Genomic DNA, 17,312 nt, shown 5'->3' on the forward strand with positions numbered 1-17,312 from the left:
GCCTCAGTCCAGCGTGAAGTAGTCGGGGCCGGGGTAGTGCCCGGTGGCCAGCTTGGTGCGTTGCATCAGCAGGTCGTTCAGCAGACTGGAGGCGCCGAAGCGGAACAGCTCCGGATCCAGCCAGTCGGGGCCGGCGGTCTCGTTGACCGTGACCAGGTACTTGATCGCGTCCTTGGCCGTGCGGATCCCGCCGGCCGGTTTGACGCCGATGTGCAGGCCGGTGGCCTCGTGGTAGTCGCGGACCGCCTCGAGCATCACCAGCGTCACCGGCAGCGTCGCGGCCGGGGAGACCTTGCCGGTCGAGGTCTTGATGAAGTCCGCGCCCGCGAGCATCGCCAGCCAGGACGCGCGCCGGACGTTGTCGTAGGTGACCAGCTCGCCGGTCTCCAGGATCACCTTCAGGTGCGCGTCGCCGGCGGCCTCGCGGATCGCCAGGATCTCGTCGAAGACCAAGCCGTAGCGGCCGGACAGGAACGCGCCGCGGTCGATCACCATGTCGACCTCGTCGGCGCCGGACGCGACGGCGTCCTTGGTGTCCTGGATCTTGATCGCCAGGCTCGAACGCCCGCTGGGGAAGGCGGTTGCCACGCTCGCGACGTTGATACCGGTGCCCTTGAGCTCGTACTTCGCCGTCGCCACCAGGTCCGGGTAGACGCAGACCGCGGCCACCTGCGGGGCGGTCGGATCGGCCGGGTCGGGCCGTTTGGCCTTGGCGCACAGGGCGCGCACCTTGCCCGGGGTGTCCTGGCCCTCCAGCGTGGTCAGGTCGATCATCTGGATCGCCAGGTCGAGCGCGTACGCCTTTGCCGTGGTCTTGATCGACCGCGTGCTCAGCGTGGCGGCCCGGGCCTCGGCGCCGACCTGGTCGACGCCCGGCAGGCCGAGCAGGAACCGGCGCAGCCGGTCCTCGGACGAGGTCACGTCGGCCAGTGTGTCGACCCCGCTGTCGGTTGTTGTCACCCTGGCGAGTCTAGTGCTGTTCCAGGGCCCCCGTTACCTTGTGCACGTGAAGTCGAACGCAGCCGACAGCGAGCGGTACCTGTCCACGTCCAACCGGATCACCGGGGTGATCGTGATGTTCATCGGCGCCCTCGGGCTGCTGGACATCGTGCTCGAATGGCGGACGGTCACCGGTCTGCTGGTCGGCAGCCTGATCGCGATCGCGATGATGCTCACGTACGTCGGGCTGATCCGGCCGTCGGTCACCCTCGGCCGCGAGGACGTCCTGCTGCGTAACCATCTGCGCGACCACCGGATCCCGTGGGCCAAGGTGACCGGGGCCGATATCACCGACATCCTCCGTGTGCACACGGAGAACGACCGGTTCCGGGCGCCCGGTGTCCAGCTGGTGATGCGGGATCTGCGCAAACAGCGGATGGGGCGCGACAAGGCCGCCAGCGAGAACTCGATCTCCCGCGCCGACCTGGTCGTGGACCGGATCGAGACGCATATGAGCCAGTACGGCAAGCAGGCCGGCGGCGAGGTCCGGACGTCGTGGGCCGGGCCCGAGCTGATCGTGATCGGCGTCCTGGCCGTCGTCGCCGTCGTGGCCGCGATCCTGCGCTGACCACGTGGTCGAGCGGCGGACCATCCTGCGCGCCGGTGGCGCCGCGATGGTCGTCGGTGCGACCGCGGGCGTGGTCGGGCTCGAGACCGGGCTGATCCCCGGCCGGGCGCGAGTGCACGACCTGCTCGGGCTCACCGGTCCGGACGGCGTCGTCCCCGAGGTGCCGGCCGGCCCGGCCGTGTCGGGGAGTTTCGAGTCCTTCGGACGCCGGACGACGGTGCGCTACTCGGTGCTCTACCCGGACGGGTACGAGCCGACCGACCCGCTGCCCGTCGTCCTGGTGCTGCACGGGCGTGGCGGTGATCACACGTCCGCGGTGCGCGACCTCGGGATCGACCGCTACCTGACGGCCGCCGTCCGATCCGGGACGCCGCCGTTCGCGCTCGCGACCGTCGACGGCGGCGCCGACACCTACTGGCACCGGCGGGTCACCGACGAGGACCCGGGTTTCATGATCGACCAGGAGTTCCTGCCCCTGCTGGCGAAACGCGGTCTCGACACCGCGCGGTACGGCGTCCTCGGCTGGTCCATGGGCGGGTACGGCGCACTGTTGCTGGCGGCCCTGCGGTCGTGGCAGCGCCGCGTCCGGCCGGGCACCCGGGCCGTGGCGGTCGGCGCGCTCAGCCCGGCGATCTGGCGCTCGTACGCCGACGCCGCACCAGGGGCCTTCGACAACCAAGAGGACTTCGACGGCGGTCAGCTCTTCGGCCGCCGGGTCGGACTCCAAGATGTTGCCGTCCGCATCGATTGCGGACGCGACGACCCGTTCGCCGAGGCCGCCGCCGACCTGCGGCGCGAGCTGCGCGCGGCCGGCGGTCAGCAAGCCGGTGCGCACACGCCCGGTTACTGGCGGCGGATGCTCCCGGCACAGCTGGAGTTCCTCGGCGAAAATCTTCGCGATTAGTGGGAACTGGGACGAAATCGTTGACGTCGGAGTCCGTGTCCAGGTCGGGCGGTGAACCCCCGGCCAGCCCAGGATGGTCCCGACAGTCCCCAAGCTTTCGAGAGTGGAGCTCATGGTCAACCTCTCCCGCACCACCCGGCTCGGCATGGCCGGCGTCGCCGTACTGGCCGGTCTCGCGGTCGTCGCGCCGACCGCCGCGCAGGCCGATGTCACCGGCAACCGGCCGCTGCCGGTCACCGAGAAGGCGGCCGAGTCGGAGCACGCGCACGTCGACGCGGCCCCGGTCGCGCTGGCCGGTTACACCGGCCCGTCCGCGCTGAAGATCGTGCGGTACAACAAGCTCTACAAGACCAAGCCGATCCCGGCCTCGCGCTGCAAGGAGGTCAACGTCTCGATGCGGACGACGGCCGGCGTCCAGCAGTACGTGAACCAGCTCTACAAGTGCATGTACGCCGCGTGGAAGCCGATCCTGGCCCAGGCCGGCGCGAAGTCGACCGCCGGGCCGAAGCTGCACGTCACCACCGCGGCCCGGGCGAACACCCCGTGCGGCGTCGTCCAGCTCAGCCGCGCGTTCTACTGCGAGAACAACATCTACTTCCCGGCGCAGGTCGTGGTGAACTTCTGGAAGACCGCGAGCCCGACGTACGCCCGGGTCTACGCGACCAACACGATGGCGCACGAGTACGGCCACCACATCCAGGAGCAGACCGGCATCATGGACGCGTCCTGGTGGCGGCAGCGCGCAATGAAGACCAACTCCCAGAAGCTCGAGGAGAGCCGCCGGCGCGAGCTGCAGGCCTCCTGCCTGGGGTCGGCCTACATCGGCGCCAACCGGCGCTTCTACCCGATGACGGGCGCGCTCTACAACGAGTGGCGCTGGCTGGTCACCCACTCCGGTGACGTCAAGGGCTACCCGCGCGACCACGGCTCGTTCGCCAACCACGGCTGGTGGTCGGAGCACGGCTTCTTCGCGACCAGCTCGACGACGACCGCGGCCCGCTGCAACAGCTACGAATCCGCGCCGGCGCGGGTCTCCTGATTGCTCCTGATCCGCACGTAACTCAGCCGCCTGGTACGCGTTGCCGTACCAGGCGGCTGTTGCGTTTTGGCGACAACCACACGATCTGCGATCGTGTGGTTACTTGTTTCGGATCCGCACGCCCTACAGTTCTGAGTCGAACGGTCGAACGGCAGGAGTCAAGGACAGTGAACTACGACGAGTTCAACACCGAGTACGCGAAGGTGCTGGACAAGATCAAGAGCGGTCGGGCCACCTGGTCGGAGCTGTCCGGGCATGTCACCCGGCTGCGCCAGGCCACCGGCGGGATCACCGCGCCGGTGGAGCGGACGCAGATCGACAGCGACCTGGCCGCGCTGAGCCAGATGGTCGACATGTCGCGGCGGACCAACGACAAGGAGGACGTCTGGACGGTCACCTCCGAGGCGATCCGCCGGGCGAGCAGCCAGGAGGGTTCGGTCGCCGACCGGATCAGCCGGATCGAGGGCGCGATCAACGACATCACCAGCCTGGCCTCCCGCAACCCCGACGAGCGGGACGCGCTGATGCAGTCGACCAGCACCCTGCGCATCCTGCACTCGTCGCTGCAGGCCTCGTTGCGCGCCGAGCAGGCCGAGGCCGCCGCCGCGCACTGACCTACAGCCCCAGGGCTGTGGAGAGCGCCTGTTTGATACCGGCGAGGTCGTCGGCCGCGGTGGTTCTCGCCGCGGCGACATCCCCGTTCTGCACGGGGACGACGACCTCCAGGTAGCACTTGAGTTTCGGCTCGGTGCCGGACGGACGGACGACGACGCGGGCGCCTTCGGACAGCGTGTACCGAAGGCCGTCCGTCGGCGGCAGCTCCGCCGAACCCTCGGCCAGATCGTCGACCCGGACGACGCCGTGCGTCCCCAGCTCGGTCGGCGGCGTCGCGCGCAGGTTCGCCATCGCGCTCCGGATCAGGCTCAGGTCCTCGACCCGCACCGACAGCTGATCGGTCGCGTGCAGCCCGTACTTCACCGCCAGCTCGTCGAGCAGGTCGACCAGCGTCTTCCCGTCGGCCTTCGCCCGAGCGGCCAGCTCCAGCACCCGAACCAGCGTCGACACGCCGTCCTTGTCCTTCACCGCGGCCGGATCGACGCAGTACCCGAGCGCCTCCTCGTACCCGAACACCAGCTCCGGCACCCGCCCGATCCACTTGAACCCGGTCAGCGTCTCCACGTACCGCACCCCGTACGCCGCCGCGATCTTCCCCAGCAACGACGAAGAAACAATCGAACAAGCCGCCACCCCCTCAGGCCTGCCCGACAGCAAAAACTCCCCCAGCAACGCCCCCAACTCATCCCCCCGCAACATCCGCCAGCCCTCCGGCGTCGGCACGGCGACTGCGCAGCGGTCGGCGTCCGGGTCGTTGGCGACGGCGATGTCGGCGCCGATTGCTCGTGCGAGTTCGAGCGCGGCGTCGATTGCGCCCGGCTCTTCGGGGTTGGGGAAGCTGACGGTGGGGAAGTCGGGGTCGGGGTCGGCCTGGGCGGCGACGACGGCGGGGACGGCGAAGCCGGCGCGGGTGACGGCGTCCTCGGCGAGTAGGCGTCCGACGCCGTGCAGGGGCGTGTAGGCGACGTTGAGGTCGCGCGGGGCATCGGAGGGCACCAGCTCGGCAATGCGGTCCAGATAGGCGTTCAGGAGCTCGTCGCCGATGGTCTGCCAGTCGTCGCCGCGCGGTACCGACGCCAGCGGGCCGACCGCGGCGATGGCCGCCGCGATCTCGGCGTCCGCCGGCGGGACGATCTGCGAGCCGTCGCCGAGGTAGACCTTGTAGCCGTTGTCCTGCGGCGGGTTGTGCGAGGCCGTCACGACGACGCCCGCCACCGCGTTCAGGTGCCGGATACCGAACGCGACCACCGGCGTCGGCGCATGCCGATCCAGCAACACCGCATCCAGCCCCGCACCCCGGATCACCGCGGCCGTGTCCTGCGCGAACACATCGGACTTGTGCCGGGCGTCGTACCCGATCAGCACCGGCCCGTCGGTCAGCCCCTTCGCCTTCAGGTACGCCGCCAGCCCGGCCGCGGCCCGGATCACCACGACCCGGTTCATCCGGTTCGGCCCGGCGCCCACGGCTCCGCGCAGCCCCGCCGTCCCGAACTCCAGCGTCCCGGCGAACCGATCAGCCAGCTCGGCGGTTTCACCCGCCGCCAGCAACGCCGTCAGCTCGGCGCGGGTGTCGGGGTCAGGATCTTCACTCAGCCAAGCCTCGGCGGCGGCACGCAGCTCATCGGTCACTACCGCAGGTTAACTAATGTCCGGACGACTGGCAGGGGCGCGAGCGGATCTCGGCGACGTAGTCGTCGGGGGCGCCGGCGGCTTCGGCCGCCTCGGCGAGGATGCCCAGGTAGCGGGCGGAGGGCAGACCGCCCTCGTAGGCGTTCAGGACGTACATCCAGGCCAGCTGCTCGCCGTCCAGCGTCTGCACCCGGACCTGGATCTTGCGGTAGACGCCCTGGTCGATCCACTCCCACTCGTCCAGGCGCTCGATGTCCTTGGGGTGGATGTCGTAGAGCGCCACGAAGACCTGGTTACCCGGGTCGGCGGCGTCCTCGACGACGGTGGCCATGGCGCCCTCCCAGCCGAGCTCCTCACCGCCGAAGGTGAGGCGCCAGCCGGCGATCCAGCCGGTGCCGCGAAGCGGTGAGTACGGGCACCGCTCGGACATCAGGTTCGGGTCGAGATTCGACGCAAAAGCGGCGTACAGGCTCACGAGAAATCAGGATACGGAACAATAGCCTCTCGTGGCGCGAGTTGTGATCATCGGTGGCGGTCCTGGCGGGTACGAAGCGGCGAGTGCGGCCGCCCAATTGGGAGCGGAGGTGACGGTCGTCGATTCCGACGGAATCGGCGGGTCTGCGGTACTCACCGACTGTGTTCCGAGCAAGACCCTGATCGCCACCGCGGAGCTCATGACCGAGGTGGAGGAGGCGGGTGAGCTCGGCGTCCGGGTGGACGACGGCGACGACGACCCGGCGAACTCCGTCCGCGTCGATCTGTCCGTCGTGAACCGGCGGGTCAAGGCGCTCGCGGCGGCCCAGGGCGAGGGGATCGAGCGCCGGCTCGAGTCCGACAAGATCCGGATCGTCAACGGCCGCGGCCGCCTCGACGGGCCCGAAACCGTCGTCGTCGGCGACGAGCGGCTGAGCGCGGACGTCGTCCTGATCGCCACTGGAGCAAGGCCGCGCGTACTCAAGGGCTCCGAGCCCGACGGCGAGCGGATCCTGACCTGGGAGCAGGTCTACGAGCTGACCGAGCTGCCCGAGCGGCTGATCGTCGTCGGCTCCGGCGTGACCGGCGCCGAGTTCGCCAGCGCGTACGACGCGCTCGGCAGCGACGTCGTCCTGGTGTCGTCCCGGGACCGGGTCCTGCCCGGTGAGGATGCCGACGCGGCCGCCGTCCTGGAGGACGTCTTCAAGCGCCGCGGCCTGACCGTCCTGAGCAAGTCCCGGGCCGAGTCGGTCCAGCGGCGGGGGGACGGCGTCGTGGTCACCCTGACCGACGGCCGCACGGTCGAGGGTTCGCACGCCCTGCTCGCCGTCGGATCGCTCCCCAACACCGACGAAATGGGCCTTGTCGAGTCGGGCGTGTCGCTCACCGACGGCGGCTTCATCCAGGTCGACCGGGTCTCCCGCACCTCCGCCCGCGGCGTCTACGCCGCCGGCGACTGCACCGGCGTCCTGATGCTCGCCTCGGTCGCCGCGATGCAGGGCCGGATCGCGATGGCCCACGCCCTCGGCGACGCCGTCGCCCCCCTCGACCAGTCCACCGTCTCGGCCAACGTCTTCACCGCCCCCGAGATCGCCACCGTCGGCCTCACCCAGGCCGCCCTCGACGCCGGCGGCTCCACCGCCCTGGTCGTCAAGGTCCCGCTCGCCGACAACGCCCGCGCCAAGATGCAGGGCATCCGCGACGGTTTCGTCAAACTCTTCTGCCTCCCCAACACCGGCATCATCGTCGGCGGCGTCGTCGTCGCCCCCCGAGCCTCCGAGCTCATCCACCCCATCGCCCTCGCCGTAGCCGCCCGCCTCACCGTCGACCAGGTAGCCGCCTCCTTCACCGTCTACCCCTCCATCTCCGGCTCCATCGCCGAAGCCGCCCGCCGCCTCCACCTCCGCAACTGAGCGGGCGGCAGCTTTTCAGGCGAAAATTGCACTTTCCTGCAGCTGATCTCCGTGGCTGGGCAGTTCGACAGTGGCCTAGTGTCAAAGGCAATACACCACCGTCGAACTGAAGGGGGAATTGTGAGGCGAATTCTCAACCGATTAGGTTTGATCACACTTGGGGCCGGGCTGCTGATCGGCACCACGGCGGCCGGCGCCGGCGCGTATCAGATCGTCCGGTACTCGGGGCTCTACGTGTACAACGGCTCGACGCTGGTCGGCGAGATCGACTACACGACCAAGACGAACAACAAGTCCGAGAAGGTCGACAACGACCCGCACGGTGACCGGCTCAAGATCACCGCTCCGTACCGGGACCGGGCCTCGGGCAACGGTCGGGCCGTGTACACCCAGGTGAACTGGGCGCGAAACGGTACGTACTGCTACGTCAGCGGGATCGGCGAGGGCGCCCAGGCGAGCTGCGGTTCGGGTTGGACGGGGTACGGCAAGGAGACCAAGTCGACCTATATCCAGGACTCCTCCTGGTGGTTCTCGTACCACCAGCGGGGTTACCACCTGCAGTCCGACAGTATTCGCGGTCAGTTGAAGATCTGCGAGGATGTTTCCCGCGCGACCGACCCGTGTTCGGGTAATCGCTTCCTCGGAATTAGCTACTGAGTCAATAATTGCGCTGTGCGTTCCCGGCTTTCCGGGTGCGCACAGTGCGCTTTTCGCGAACAGATCGGACAAAACCGCGTGCCGCACGACTGGACCACTGTGGGCGTCGAAGATCTCTCGGTCACCTTCGGCGACATCAAGGCGCTGACGCAGGTGAGCCTGCGGATCGGCGACGGCGTCACCGCGCTGCTCGGCGAGAACGGCGCCGGTAAGACGACCCTGCTGCGGGTGCTGACGACCCTGTTGCGTCCGACCGCGGGCAGCGTCCGGATCGACGGCGAGCCGGTCGGCTCGGCCCGGGAGGCGCAGGCCTACCGCCGCCGGATCGGCTACCTGCCGCAGTCGGTGCCGGTGCAGCGCCACCTGACCGTCCGTCAGTACCTGGAGTACTTCGCCTACCTCAAGGAGTGCGAGCCGGCCGCCGCGAAGCGGCAGATCCCGGAGCTGCTCGCCCAGGTCCGCCTGACCGACAAGGCGAAGGCACGGACGCACACCCTGTCCGGCGGGATGCGCCGGCGCCTGGGGCTGGCGGCCGCGCTCCTCGGCGAGCCCCGGGTGCTTCTCCTCGATGAGCCGACCGCCGGGCTCGATCCGGTCCAGCGGATCGACATGCGCGAGCTGATCCAGGCCTGTGGCGTGGATCGCCCGGTCCTGCTCAGCACGCATCTGTCCGAGGACGTCCTGGCGCTGGCCGACCACAGCGTCGTCCTGCACCAGGGCAGCGTGCTCTTCGACGGCACTCTCGACGAATTGGTCGGCAAGGCCCGCTCCGGCGCGGCCGCCGCCGAGGCCCCGACCGCGAACGATGTCGAACGGGCCTTCCTGGCGCTCGTGCGGCCGGGGGTGATCGCCTCGTGACGAGGATCGCCGTCCTGCCCCGGATGTTGTGGTGGACGCCGGTGAAGTACCTGGTCCCGCTGTTGCTCGGGATCGAGGTGGCCGGGGTGCTCGACCGCCGGCCGATGTGGAGCGGTGAGACCGCCTGGGCGATCGACTGGGTGGGCTCGACGGTCCTCCTGGTCGGGCCGGTCGTCGCGGGGATCGGGGTCTGGCGGGCCGTGTCCTCGCGGGCGAAGCTCGGCGAGCTGGTCGACGCCGTCGGACGTCCGTACCGGGCGCAGGCCGCGGAGCTCGTCGGGCTGGTCGGCTGGGCGTGGATCGTGCATCTGCTCGCGGTCGTCGCCGCGCTGGTGATCAGCGTGCGCGCGGGCGCGACCGGCGTCCCTGATCTGTTCCCGCTGTTTCCGCAGTTCCTCCTGCTGGCCGGGTACGCCGGGCTCGGCATGCTGCTCGGCGTCCTGGTGCCGAACAACCTGATGGCCGCGGTCGTCACCGTGTTGTTGCTGGTGGCAACCACGCAGTTCTCGTCCGGCGCACTGCCGGAGGTCTGGGTCCGGGTCGGCGGGGCGACGGCGAGTCTGGCCGGGTTGCGCTACGTGCCGGCCGTCGCGCTCGGGCAGAGCCTGTTGGGTCTGGGGCTGCTCCTGCTCGGCGCCGGCGTCCGGCGGACGATGCTCGGCCGGCTCGATCTCCGGCGGGTGATCGGCGTGCTCGCCGTCCTGCTGACCGTCGGGTCGGCAGGCTGGCTCGCGACCGGGAACCGGACCACGCTCGAAGTCGATCCGCGCCCGGTCGCGCTCACCTGCCTGGGCTCTGCTCCGGTGGTCTGCGTCCGGCCTGAGAACAAGCAGGCGGCCGCGCCGCTGGAGGCGGCCTTCCGTGCGCTGTCGGAGCAGGCGGCCGCCTTCGGCGCGAAGGCGCCGGAGCGCTTCGAGCAGGTCGTCGCCGCGCAGTCCGCCCCGAGCAGCGGTCGCGCGTTCGTGCTGAACCCGGGAACGGTCGTCGGCGACCAGGTCGACCCGACCGTCCTGTCCCGGTACTTCGTCATCAACCGGCGCTGCCTGCTCGGTGACGCGCCGCCGCCGACGGAGCCGATGCGCAGCCTCGAGCTCGTGGCCGACTTCCTGTCGGTCAAGGGCGGGCTGATCGCCGGCGCGAGTGTCGCCGACCCGCGCTTCGACCGGGCCCTGGGCGCGCCGAAGGCCGCGCAGGAGACCTGGGTCCAGGCGGCGCTGACGGCCGGTGACGCCTGCCGCTTCGAGGGTGTCGTGGGGCCGCCTTCGTGATCCTGTACGCGCGGTCCCGCTTGCTCGCGGCTTCGCTGCTGCTGCTCGCGCTCGGCTGGTTGGTGGTCGCCGCCGCCAGCCGTAGCGTGCTGCACGTTCCGTTCGCCCCGGACGTGATCGTCGTGAAGGCCGTTCTGCTCGCGCCGATCCTGCCGGTGCTGATGACCTCGATCACCCTGTCGGCCGGGATGCCGGCGCTCGAGGACGTCCACCCCGAGATGATGCGGCGGCTCCGGCTGGCGCACGGCGCCGTCCTCTGGGCGGCCACCGGTCTGGGCGCGGTCGTGGCGGCGCTCCTCGGCCCCGAGGGCCTGCTCCCCAGCCTGGTGCGCAACGCGGCGATCCTGCTCGGTCTGCTGCTGCTCAGCGTGGTCGTCGTCGAGCCGGAGCTGGCCTGGCTCACCCCGGTCCTGCTGACGGCGGCCTGCTTCTTCGGCGGCACCGATCGCTACGAGGGCACCGCCCACGCGTGGTCGATCCTGACCGTCGACATCGATGGCCGATCGGTACTCATTGCTGCGCTGATCGTCGGGTTCGGCTCGCTAGCGTTCGTGCTGCGAGGCCCGCGCCGGAACAACAACGCCGCCTGACCTGTCTGGAGCTCACTCATGACGACCGTGACATCGCCGACGCGTCCGAAGACCCTTCCGCTGGTGCTCGGCATCCTCGCCCTGCTGGCGGCCGCCGCCGTCGGCTATCTCATCGGCGGCCGCACCACCGACACCGTCGAGCCCGTTCAGTTCACGGGCAAAGTCGCGTCGCTCTACCCCGACGGGAAGGGCGGCTGCGTCCAGGCCACCGCCGGCCAAGGCGTCGAGACCGCTCCCGACGCCAACTGCGGCCCGCTCTACGTCCAAGGCGGCGCACCCGTCCGGATCGGCGACGAGGTCGACGTCCGCCGCGTCACCCTCCGCGGTCCCGACCAGGAAGACTGGTCGGGCCTCATCATCCTGAAACGCACCTAGGCCCCGCGGCCGGAACCATCCGCCGGAGCCAGCCTGTCTTCAAGGGTGTGGGCTCCGGAAGGGATCAGATGGTCGACGACTCCGACTTCACCGCGTACGTCGCGGCGCGGTGGGGTGCGTTGGTGTGCTGCTGGGGTGTAGTGATCCGGAGGCCGAGGATCTGGTGCAGACGGTGCTGGAGCGCTGGACCGGGGAGAAGCCGGTGGCGGTGTTCCCAGAGCGCTCGGTGCCGGACGAGACCGTGGGGGTCGACACCACGGATGCGGTGATGCGGGCGCTCGAGCGATTGGGTCCTGATCAGCGGGCGGCGGTGGTGTTGCGGTACTACGCGCATCTGACCGATGAGCAGGCGGCTGCGGCGCTCGGGGTCGCGGTCGGGACGGTGAAGAGTCGACTGTCGCGGGCCTCGAAGATCCTCGCGGCGGATCCGGGGCTGGCGGAGATGCGAGGGGCACGATGACGGAACCGAACTTGAGCGACGTCCTGGATCGCGCGGTGGCGGACAAGGTCGTCGGGCCGCCGCGGTTCGACGCGATTCGATCGGGGGCGGCGCGGATCCGGCGTCGGCGTCGGGCCGGCGTTGTCGGCGCGGTGGCGGCGGTTGTTGCGGTGGCTGGTGGGACGGCGTTCCTCACCCAACGGCCGGAGGTGACGCAGCCTCCGGTGGCGGCCGATCCGCCGGCCGGTGCGATGCGGCTGGTGGGGATCGGGCAGGTGGCGGTCGCCGTGCCGGCGAACTGGGGGCGGAACGTCTTGGAGTGCGGGACGCCGGTGCGGGACACGGTGGTGGTCGACCTCCGCGCGATGACTTACTGCATGCGGCCGCGGCCCAAGGGGGTCGAGAGCGTCGAGCTCGCCAGTGGGCAGCCGAAGCAGTTCGGGTTCCGGTCCGACGAGGTGGTCGAGATCGGTGGGGTTCGGGCCGAACGACAGCGGACGACGTGTGATTCGGGTGTCCTGAACGGAGACGAGGTCTGCTCCGGAGCGGTCTACTTCCCGACCCTCGACGTGACTGTGCGGGCGGCGTCCAGTACGGATGCCGCCGAGGTGGACCGGCTGCTCGCGCGGGTCAGCGTGGTCACCGACGTGGTCGGCGTCCCCGAACCGCGTTTCGAGGATGCGAAGAATCCGGCGTTCCGCTCCGTGCCGAAGTACGTCGATCAGCTCAAGGCGCTCGGTCTGCAACCCGTCGTCCAGACCAGGAAGGCGCCGGGCCACCTGGCCGGCGAGATGCTCGGCATCACGCCCGCGCCGGGCACACTGCACGTGCCCGGCGCGAAAGTGACGATCGTCGTCGCCGGTTCCTGATCAGACCCGCTTGGTCGCGGAGTAGGCGTACCAGACGGTCTGGCTGGAGGGGACGTAGACGCGGTAGTCGCGGGCGCGGTTGGTGGTGATGACGAAGCTGGCGGCGCCGGTCTTGGAGTTGGGGTAGGCCCAGCCGAGGTCGGTCCAGGTGGACGAGCCGACGTCGCGCTTCTGGAAGAGGACGCGACCGTGGTGGCGGGCGAAGGTGTTCGTCTTGGTCGCGTAGTAGGTCGCTCGCGCGGAGAGGGTGGTCTTGGTGCCCTTTCGGACGCCGGTGAGGCCGATGGCGGCGGCGCACTTGGTGGTGGAGGTGGCCGGTAGCAGGGTGGCGACATTGCGGCCGGCGCTGTCGCGACCGTAGCCGTCTGGAGTCCAGCGCGTGAGCACGCCGATCGGCGTCTTGTTCACCGGGATGCTGACGCTGTCGTACGGACCGCCGACGCCGAGGTTGTAGGTCCCGTCCGGACGCACAGCCCACCAGTTGGTGTCCTGGACGGTCTTGGGACAACCGCTGCCGAGCTTGAGGCTGTAGACCCAGGTGTCGGGCGAGTTGATGGTCAGCTTCGCGGGCACCGGCAGCGAGCACTTCGGCAGTGCCTGCGGTGCGGCCGTGGCGGGCGCCTGGCCGGTGAGTACTCCGGCGGCGAGGACGGCGAGCGCGACGGTGAGGGAGCGGTAATACATGGCGGGTCTCCTTGGGGAAGGCGACCGCACCCCGTGGTCGCGCAGGCGGAGATTACCGCTCGGGGGAAGACCTTGTCAGCGGAGCTGGATTGCAGGTTGATGCAAAAGGCCCCGGCGGACCGTGGTGGTCGCCGGGGCCTTTTGGGGGGATGACTAGAAGTCGCCGCCGCCGAAGTCGCCGAAGTCCCAGCCGCCGGCGTCGCCGCCGCCCATGTCACCCATGTCGCCGCCCATGTCGCCACCACCCATGTCGCCGCCCATGTCACCGCCGGCGAAGTCGCCGTAGGCGCCGCCGGCGAACATGCCGCCGAGCATGGTGCCGAGGAACATACCGGTCATGACGCCGCCGAGGGCGCCGAACATGCCCTGGGCGTAGGGGGAGTAGGCCGGGCCGGCCTCCCAGTACGGGACGCGCTGCGGGCCGACCATGACCTTGCGGACGTCGGGCTCGGCGCCGGCCCGGACGCGCTCGGCGTCCGCGGCGCAGGCCGGGACCTCACGCGGGGCGCCGCCGGCCGGCGACCACATCACGTCGACGACCGATGGGCCGTGCTGCGGGTTGAAGAAGCAGGACGGACGACGCTGCGGGAGCGGCTCGCCGTTGACCCGGGCGCGGACGCACGCGGCGGCGTACCGGCCGTCCTCGAGGATCTCGATCACGTGCTTGATCTGGTCGGCCTCGGTGACCTGGCCGACGGCCTGCTTGGCCGACTCGTAGGAGTCCAGCGCGCGCTGGTAGTCCTGCCGGGCGCCGTCGCCGAGGTCCTTGCCGACCATCTCGAGGTCGAGGTCCTGCAGCTCCTCGCCGAAGCGGGTGATGTCCTCGTCGGCGGTCCGCTTGACCGACTCGATCTCGGCCGCGGTGATCTCGTGCTGCTTCTTGGTCTGCAGCTGGGTCCGACGGTACGAGCGGTACGCCAGCACCGCGATCACCACCACAGCGATGATCAGGATGTATGTCATGTCGGGCCTCTTCAAATTATCGGGCTTTACGGCGAGCTTATCGAACCCCGCAAACCCGGCACGCCACGCAGGGTGGGTAATCCGCGGATTGCGGTCACTCAGCGCGCATAATCGATTACCGCCGCCCAGCGACCGCATCACCTCCGCCGGAAGGCTGTTCGATGAGCCAGACCCTCCGACTCGGCATGCTCGTCCTGACCGCACTCTCGCTGACCGCGCCGCAGGCCTTGCCGGGCGCCGAACCCCAGGCCGTCGCGGCTGCCGACGACAGCTACCAGGAGCTCGCGATCACCGGTCCGTCGGTGGCTGCGGAGACGAAGCCGTTCGCGATGCTCGGGGTGACCTGGCCGGACGGCGTCACCGGCGTCCAGGCCAAGGTCCGCGTCAAGAGCGCCGGCCAGTGGACGGAGTGGCAGCCCCTGCTCGTCGAGGACGATCACGGCCCCGACGTCCCGGAGGGCCGGCCGGGTACCGAACCGCTCTGGGTCGGCGCCGCGGACGGCGTCCAGGCCAGCGCGGTGGACGCGAGTGGTACGACGGTGGCGGGGGCGAAGGTCACGCTGATCCAGCCCGGCGTCCGGTCCGGAGACGGCGCTGAATCGCCGACCGCGCAGGGCGTCGACCCGGCGGCGACGCGGGCGCCGTACCCGATGCCGAACATCTGGAGCCGCAAGCGCTGGGGCGCCGACGAGCGGTTGCGCGGTCACAACAAGGACTGCGGGCGGCCGAAGTACACGAAGACCGTGCTGGCGGCTTTCGTCCATCACACGGCCGATCGCAACGACTACACGCGGGCGCAGGTGCCGGCGATGGTCCGGGCGATGTACGCGTATCACGTGAAGAGCCGGGGCTGGTGCGACCTCGGGTACAACTTCCTCGTCGACCGCTTCGGTCGCGCCTTCGAGGGCCGGTACGGCGGCGCCGCGCTGCCCGTGCTCGGGGCGCACACCGAGGCCTTCAACGCGAACTCGTTCGGCGTCTCGCTGATCGGCAACTTCGACAAGGTCGCGCCGCCGACTCCGATGCTGGAGGCAACGGCCCGGGTGATCGCGTGGAAACTCGACGCGAACTACCGCTCACCGTCGGCCAGTATCGTGCTGGCCGGGCACAAGATGCACACGATCTCCGGGCATCGCGACACCAAGGCGACCGCATGCCCTGGGCAACAGCTCTACGCCAAACTTCGGTGGCTGAAGCAACGGGTCAACACGTTGATGGGCGGCACGGTGACGACGCCGATCTACCGGTTCGCCAAGAAGATCGGCTTCCGGACGCTGGGCCAGCCCTACTGGGGTGAACACGCGACGCGGACCGGCTGGGCGACGTACTTCGGCACCCGGGACGTCTTCTACTCGGTCTCCACCGGCGCGCACTCGACCGCGGGCGTCTTCCGGAACCGCTATCGCCGGATGGGCCCCGACGTCCGGCTCGGCCTGCCGACGACCGAGGTACACAACGGCCGCGTCCCGGGGACGCGCGTGCAGTCCTTCCGCGACGGCGGCTTCTACTGGGCGCGCCCGTACGGCGTCCGCCCGGTGACGGGGCTCATCTACCGCAAGTACGTCGCGCTCGGCGCCGAGCGATCGCGGCTCGGGCTGCCGACCACCGACATCTACAAGGTGCGGGACGGCTTGCGGCAGAACTACCAGAACGGCTCGCTGACCTACAACGCGCGCCGGCGTACGGTGCTCGTCCAATACCGGAGTGGCTCATGAGAAAACGTGTCGTCGTTGCCGTGGTGATCGGCTCCACGTTGGTCAGCGCGACGGCGCAGGCCCGCGAGATCGAGCCGGAGGCGGCCAAGGAGACCACGATCTCCGGTCGCGGGTTCGGGCACGGGCGCGGGATGTCGCAGTACGGCGCCCAGGGCGCGGCGATCGCGGGGAAGTCGGCGCAGCAGATCCTCGACTTCTACTACCCGGGCACCACCCGGGGGAAGGCGACCGGAAGCGTCCGGATCCGGATCAGCGCGGACACCACCGACGGCATCCGCGTTGCCGCGGTCAACAATCTGAAAGTTCGGGACCTGGTCCGGAACAAGGTCTTCGTGTTGCCGAAGGCATCGACCCGGAACCAGTGGTCGATCGACCCGCACGGCGACCACGGGACGAAGGTCAGCTCGTACAACACCAAGACGAAGAAATGGACGTTGTGGAAGACGTTCAGCTCGATGACGCAGTTCGAGGGCGCCGCGGTGACCAGCCTGATCCTGCCGAGCGGCGCCGTCCGGCGGTATCGCGGCGGACTGCGGGCGATCGATGTCCCGGGCAAGCATCTCGACACCGTCAACGTGGTGTCGCTGGAGCACTACCTGCGCGGCGTCGTCCCGCGGGAGGCGCTGTCGACCTGGAAGCCGGCCGCCCTGCAGGCGCAGTCCGTTGCCGCGCGCACCTATTCGGTCTTCCACCGGAGCCGGAGCGCCAAGCGGGCTTACGATCTGTGCGACACGATCGCCTGTCAGGTGTACGGCGGGTTCGACTCGGAGAAGTCGGCGACGAACGCCGCGATCAAGGCGACGACCGGGCAGGTGCGGCTCTACAAGGGCAAGCCGATCATCGCCGAGTTCTCGTCGTCCAACGGCGGCGCGACGGCGGCCGGGAAGGTCCCGTACCAGGTGATGAAGGTCGACACCTGGGACGGCTACCCGGGGAACGGCAATCCCAACGTCACCTGGACGGTGACGCGATCGGCCGCCGACGTCCAGGCCGCCTTCGACGTCGGGTCGATCCGGACGCTGCGAGTCAAGACGCGGACCGGCATCGGGCCGAGCGGCGGGCGCGCCGTCCGCGTGGTCGCGGTCGGCTCCAAGGGGACGCGCGAGCTGAGCGCGGACAAGCTCCGCGGCCGGCTGCATCTGCGGTCGGCCTGGCTGGCCTTCCCGGCGGCCGCACTTGATATGACAACTCTGTCGGCGGACGTCGCCGGCCGCTGAGCCATTGACGGAATTCCCCTGTGCCGGTTAGAACATG

Annotated in this window: 19 protein-coding genes; 14 read left to right on the top strand and 5 right to left on the bottom strand. The window is 69.9% G+C overall.

From position 1 onward, the window contains the following. Nucleotides 1-3 precede the first annotated feature (3 nt). The gene (gene deoC / locus ACZ6ZD_RS14945; RefSeq protein ID WP_465672139.1) at nt 4-960 is read right to left on the bottom strand and encodes a deoxyribose-phosphate aldolase; all 957 of its coding nucleotides are present in this window, start codon (nt 958-960) and stop codon (nt 4-6) included. Between the two features lie 46 nt (nt 961-1,006). Between deoC and ACZ6ZD_RS14950 the strand changes: the two genes are divergently transcribed. From ACZ6ZD_RS14950 to ACZ6ZD_RS14965, 4 genes are all read left to right on the top strand, one after another. Continuing rightward, complete coding sequence (locus ACZ6ZD_RS14950; RefSeq protein WP_465672141.1) at nt 1,007-1,567, top strand: PH domain-containing protein; 561 nt, start codon at nt 1,007-1,009, stop codon at nt 1,565-1,567. Nucleotides 1,568-1,571: 4 nt separating this feature from the next. Then, the gene (locus tag ACZ6ZD_RS14955; protein ID WP_465672143.1) at nt 1,572-2,471 is read left to right on the top strand and encodes an alpha/beta hydrolase; all 900 of its coding nucleotides are present in this window, start codon (nt 1,572-1,574) and stop codon (nt 2,469-2,471) included. Nucleotides 2,472-2,583: 112 nt separating this feature from the next. Then, nucleotides 2,584-3,510, top strand: a complete 927-nt coding sequence (locus ACZ6ZD_RS14960) for a neutral zinc metallopeptidase (RefSeq protein ID WP_465672698.1) — start codon at nt 2,584-2,586, stop codon at nt 3,508-3,510. A 167-nt stretch (nt 3,511-3,677) separates the two neighbouring features. Then, a complete protein-coding gene (locus tag ACZ6ZD_RS14965; protein ID WP_171677949.1) occupies nt 3,678-4,124 on the top strand; it encodes a hypothetical protein in 447 nt (148 codons plus the stop codon). 1 nt (nt 4,125) lies between these two features. On the opposite strand, the gene ACZ6ZD_RS14970 is transcribed toward ACZ6ZD_RS14965, so the two are convergent. Then, nucleotides 4,126-5,754, bottom strand: coding sequence for a phospho-sugar mutase (locus tag ACZ6ZD_RS14970; RefSeq protein WP_465672145.1), 1,629 nt, complete (start codon nt 5,752-5,754; stop codon nt 4,126-4,128). A 13-nt stretch (nt 5,755-5,767) separates the two neighbouring features. After that, nucleotides 5,768-6,229, bottom strand: coding sequence for a gamma-glutamylcyclotransferase (locus ACZ6ZD_RS14975; RefSeq protein ID WP_171677951.1), 462 nt, complete (start codon nt 6,227-6,229; stop codon nt 5,768-5,770). Nucleotides 6,230-6,260: 31 nt separating this feature from the next. Between ACZ6ZD_RS14975 and ACZ6ZD_RS14980 the strand changes: the two genes are divergently transcribed. The 8 genes from ACZ6ZD_RS14980 to ACZ6ZD_RS15015 all read left to right on the top strand — a co-directional run bounded on the left by ACZ6ZD_RS14980 (nt 6,261) and on the right by ACZ6ZD_RS15015 (nt 12,696). Further along, nucleotides 6,261-7,640 carry an NAD(P)H-quinone dehydrogenase gene (locus ACZ6ZD_RS14980; RefSeq protein ID WP_465672147.1) on the top strand — a complete coding sequence of 460 codons (1,380 nt, stop codon included), beginning with the start codon at nt 6,261-6,263 and terminating at the stop codon, nt 7,638-7,640. Nucleotides 7,641-7,787: 147 nt separating this feature from the next. Continuing rightward, nucleotides 7,788-8,297 (top strand): hypothetical protein, encoded by a 510-nt coding sequence (locus ACZ6ZD_RS14985; protein ID WP_465672149.1) that lies wholly within the window; start codon nt 7,788-7,790, stop codon nt 8,295-8,297. Between the two features lie 78 nt (nt 8,298-8,375). Beyond that, complete coding sequence (locus ACZ6ZD_RS14990; RefSeq protein ID WP_465672151.1) at nt 8,376-9,155, top strand: ABC transporter ATP-binding protein; 780 nt, start codon at nt 8,376-8,378, stop codon at nt 9,153-9,155. Continuing rightward, on the top strand, nt 9,152-10,423 hold the full coding sequence (locus tag ACZ6ZD_RS14995) for a hypothetical protein (RefSeq protein WP_465672153.1): 1,272 nt from the start codon (nt 9,152-9,154) through the stop codon (nt 10,421-10,423). The genes ACZ6ZD_RS14990 and ACZ6ZD_RS14995 overlap by 4 nt, the downstream gene beginning before the upstream one ends. Beyond that, on the top strand, nt 10,420-11,013 hold the full coding sequence (locus ACZ6ZD_RS15000; RefSeq protein ID WP_465672155.1) for a hypothetical protein: 594 nt from the start codon (nt 10,420-10,422) through the stop codon (nt 11,011-11,013). The genes ACZ6ZD_RS14995 and ACZ6ZD_RS15000 overlap by 4 nt, the downstream gene beginning before the upstream one ends. An 18-nt stretch (nt 11,014-11,031) precedes the next feature. After that, nucleotides 11,032-11,388 carry a hypothetical protein gene (locus tag ACZ6ZD_RS15005; protein ID WP_465672157.1) on the top strand — a complete coding sequence of 119 codons (357 nt, stop codon included), beginning with the start codon at nt 11,032-11,034 and terminating at the stop codon, nt 11,386-11,388. A gap of 124 nt (nt 11,389-11,512) precedes the next feature. After that, complete coding sequence (locus tag ACZ6ZD_RS15010) at nt 11,513-11,848, top strand: sigma factor-like helix-turn-helix DNA-binding protein (protein ID WP_465672159.1); 336 nt, start codon at nt 11,513-11,515, stop codon at nt 11,846-11,848. Beyond that, nucleotides 11,845-12,696, top strand: coding sequence for a PASTA domain-containing protein (locus tag ACZ6ZD_RS15015; RefSeq protein WP_465672161.1), 852 nt, complete (start codon nt 11,845-11,847; stop codon nt 12,694-12,696). The genes ACZ6ZD_RS15010 and ACZ6ZD_RS15015 overlap by 4 nt, the downstream gene beginning before the upstream one ends. Here ACZ6ZD_RS15015 and ACZ6ZD_RS15020 read toward each other — a convergent pair whose 3' ends face one another. After that, entirely contained in the window at nt 12,697-13,380 is a 684-nt protein-coding gene (locus ACZ6ZD_RS15020; RefSeq protein WP_465672163.1) for a hypothetical protein, read from the bottom strand. Between the two features lie 153 nt (nt 13,381-13,533). Then, a complete protein-coding gene (locus ACZ6ZD_RS15025; protein ID WP_465672165.1) occupies nt 13,534-14,343 on the bottom strand; it encodes a hypothetical protein in 810 nt (269 codons plus the stop codon). Between the two features lie 161 nt (nt 14,344-14,504). On the opposite strand from ACZ6ZD_RS15025, the gene ACZ6ZD_RS15030 reads away from it, so the two are divergent. Both ACZ6ZD_RS15030 and ACZ6ZD_RS15035 read left to right on the top strand, forming a co-directional pair. After that, nucleotides 14,505-16,058 (top strand): N-acetylmuramoyl-L-alanine amidase, encoded by a 1,554-nt coding sequence (locus tag ACZ6ZD_RS15030; protein ID WP_465672167.1) that lies wholly within the window; start codon nt 14,505-14,507, stop codon nt 16,056-16,058. After that, nucleotides 16,055-17,275 carry a SpoIID/LytB domain-containing protein gene (locus tag ACZ6ZD_RS15035; RefSeq protein ID WP_465672169.1) on the top strand — a complete coding sequence of 407 codons (1,221 nt, stop codon included), beginning with the start codon at nt 16,055-16,057 and terminating at the stop codon, nt 17,273-17,275. The genes ACZ6ZD_RS15030 and ACZ6ZD_RS15035 overlap by 4 nt, the downstream gene beginning before the upstream one ends. Nucleotides 17,276-17,312: the final 37 nt, after the last annotated feature.

It is taken from the genome of Kribbella sp. NPDC104218 (assembly GCF_055584105.1).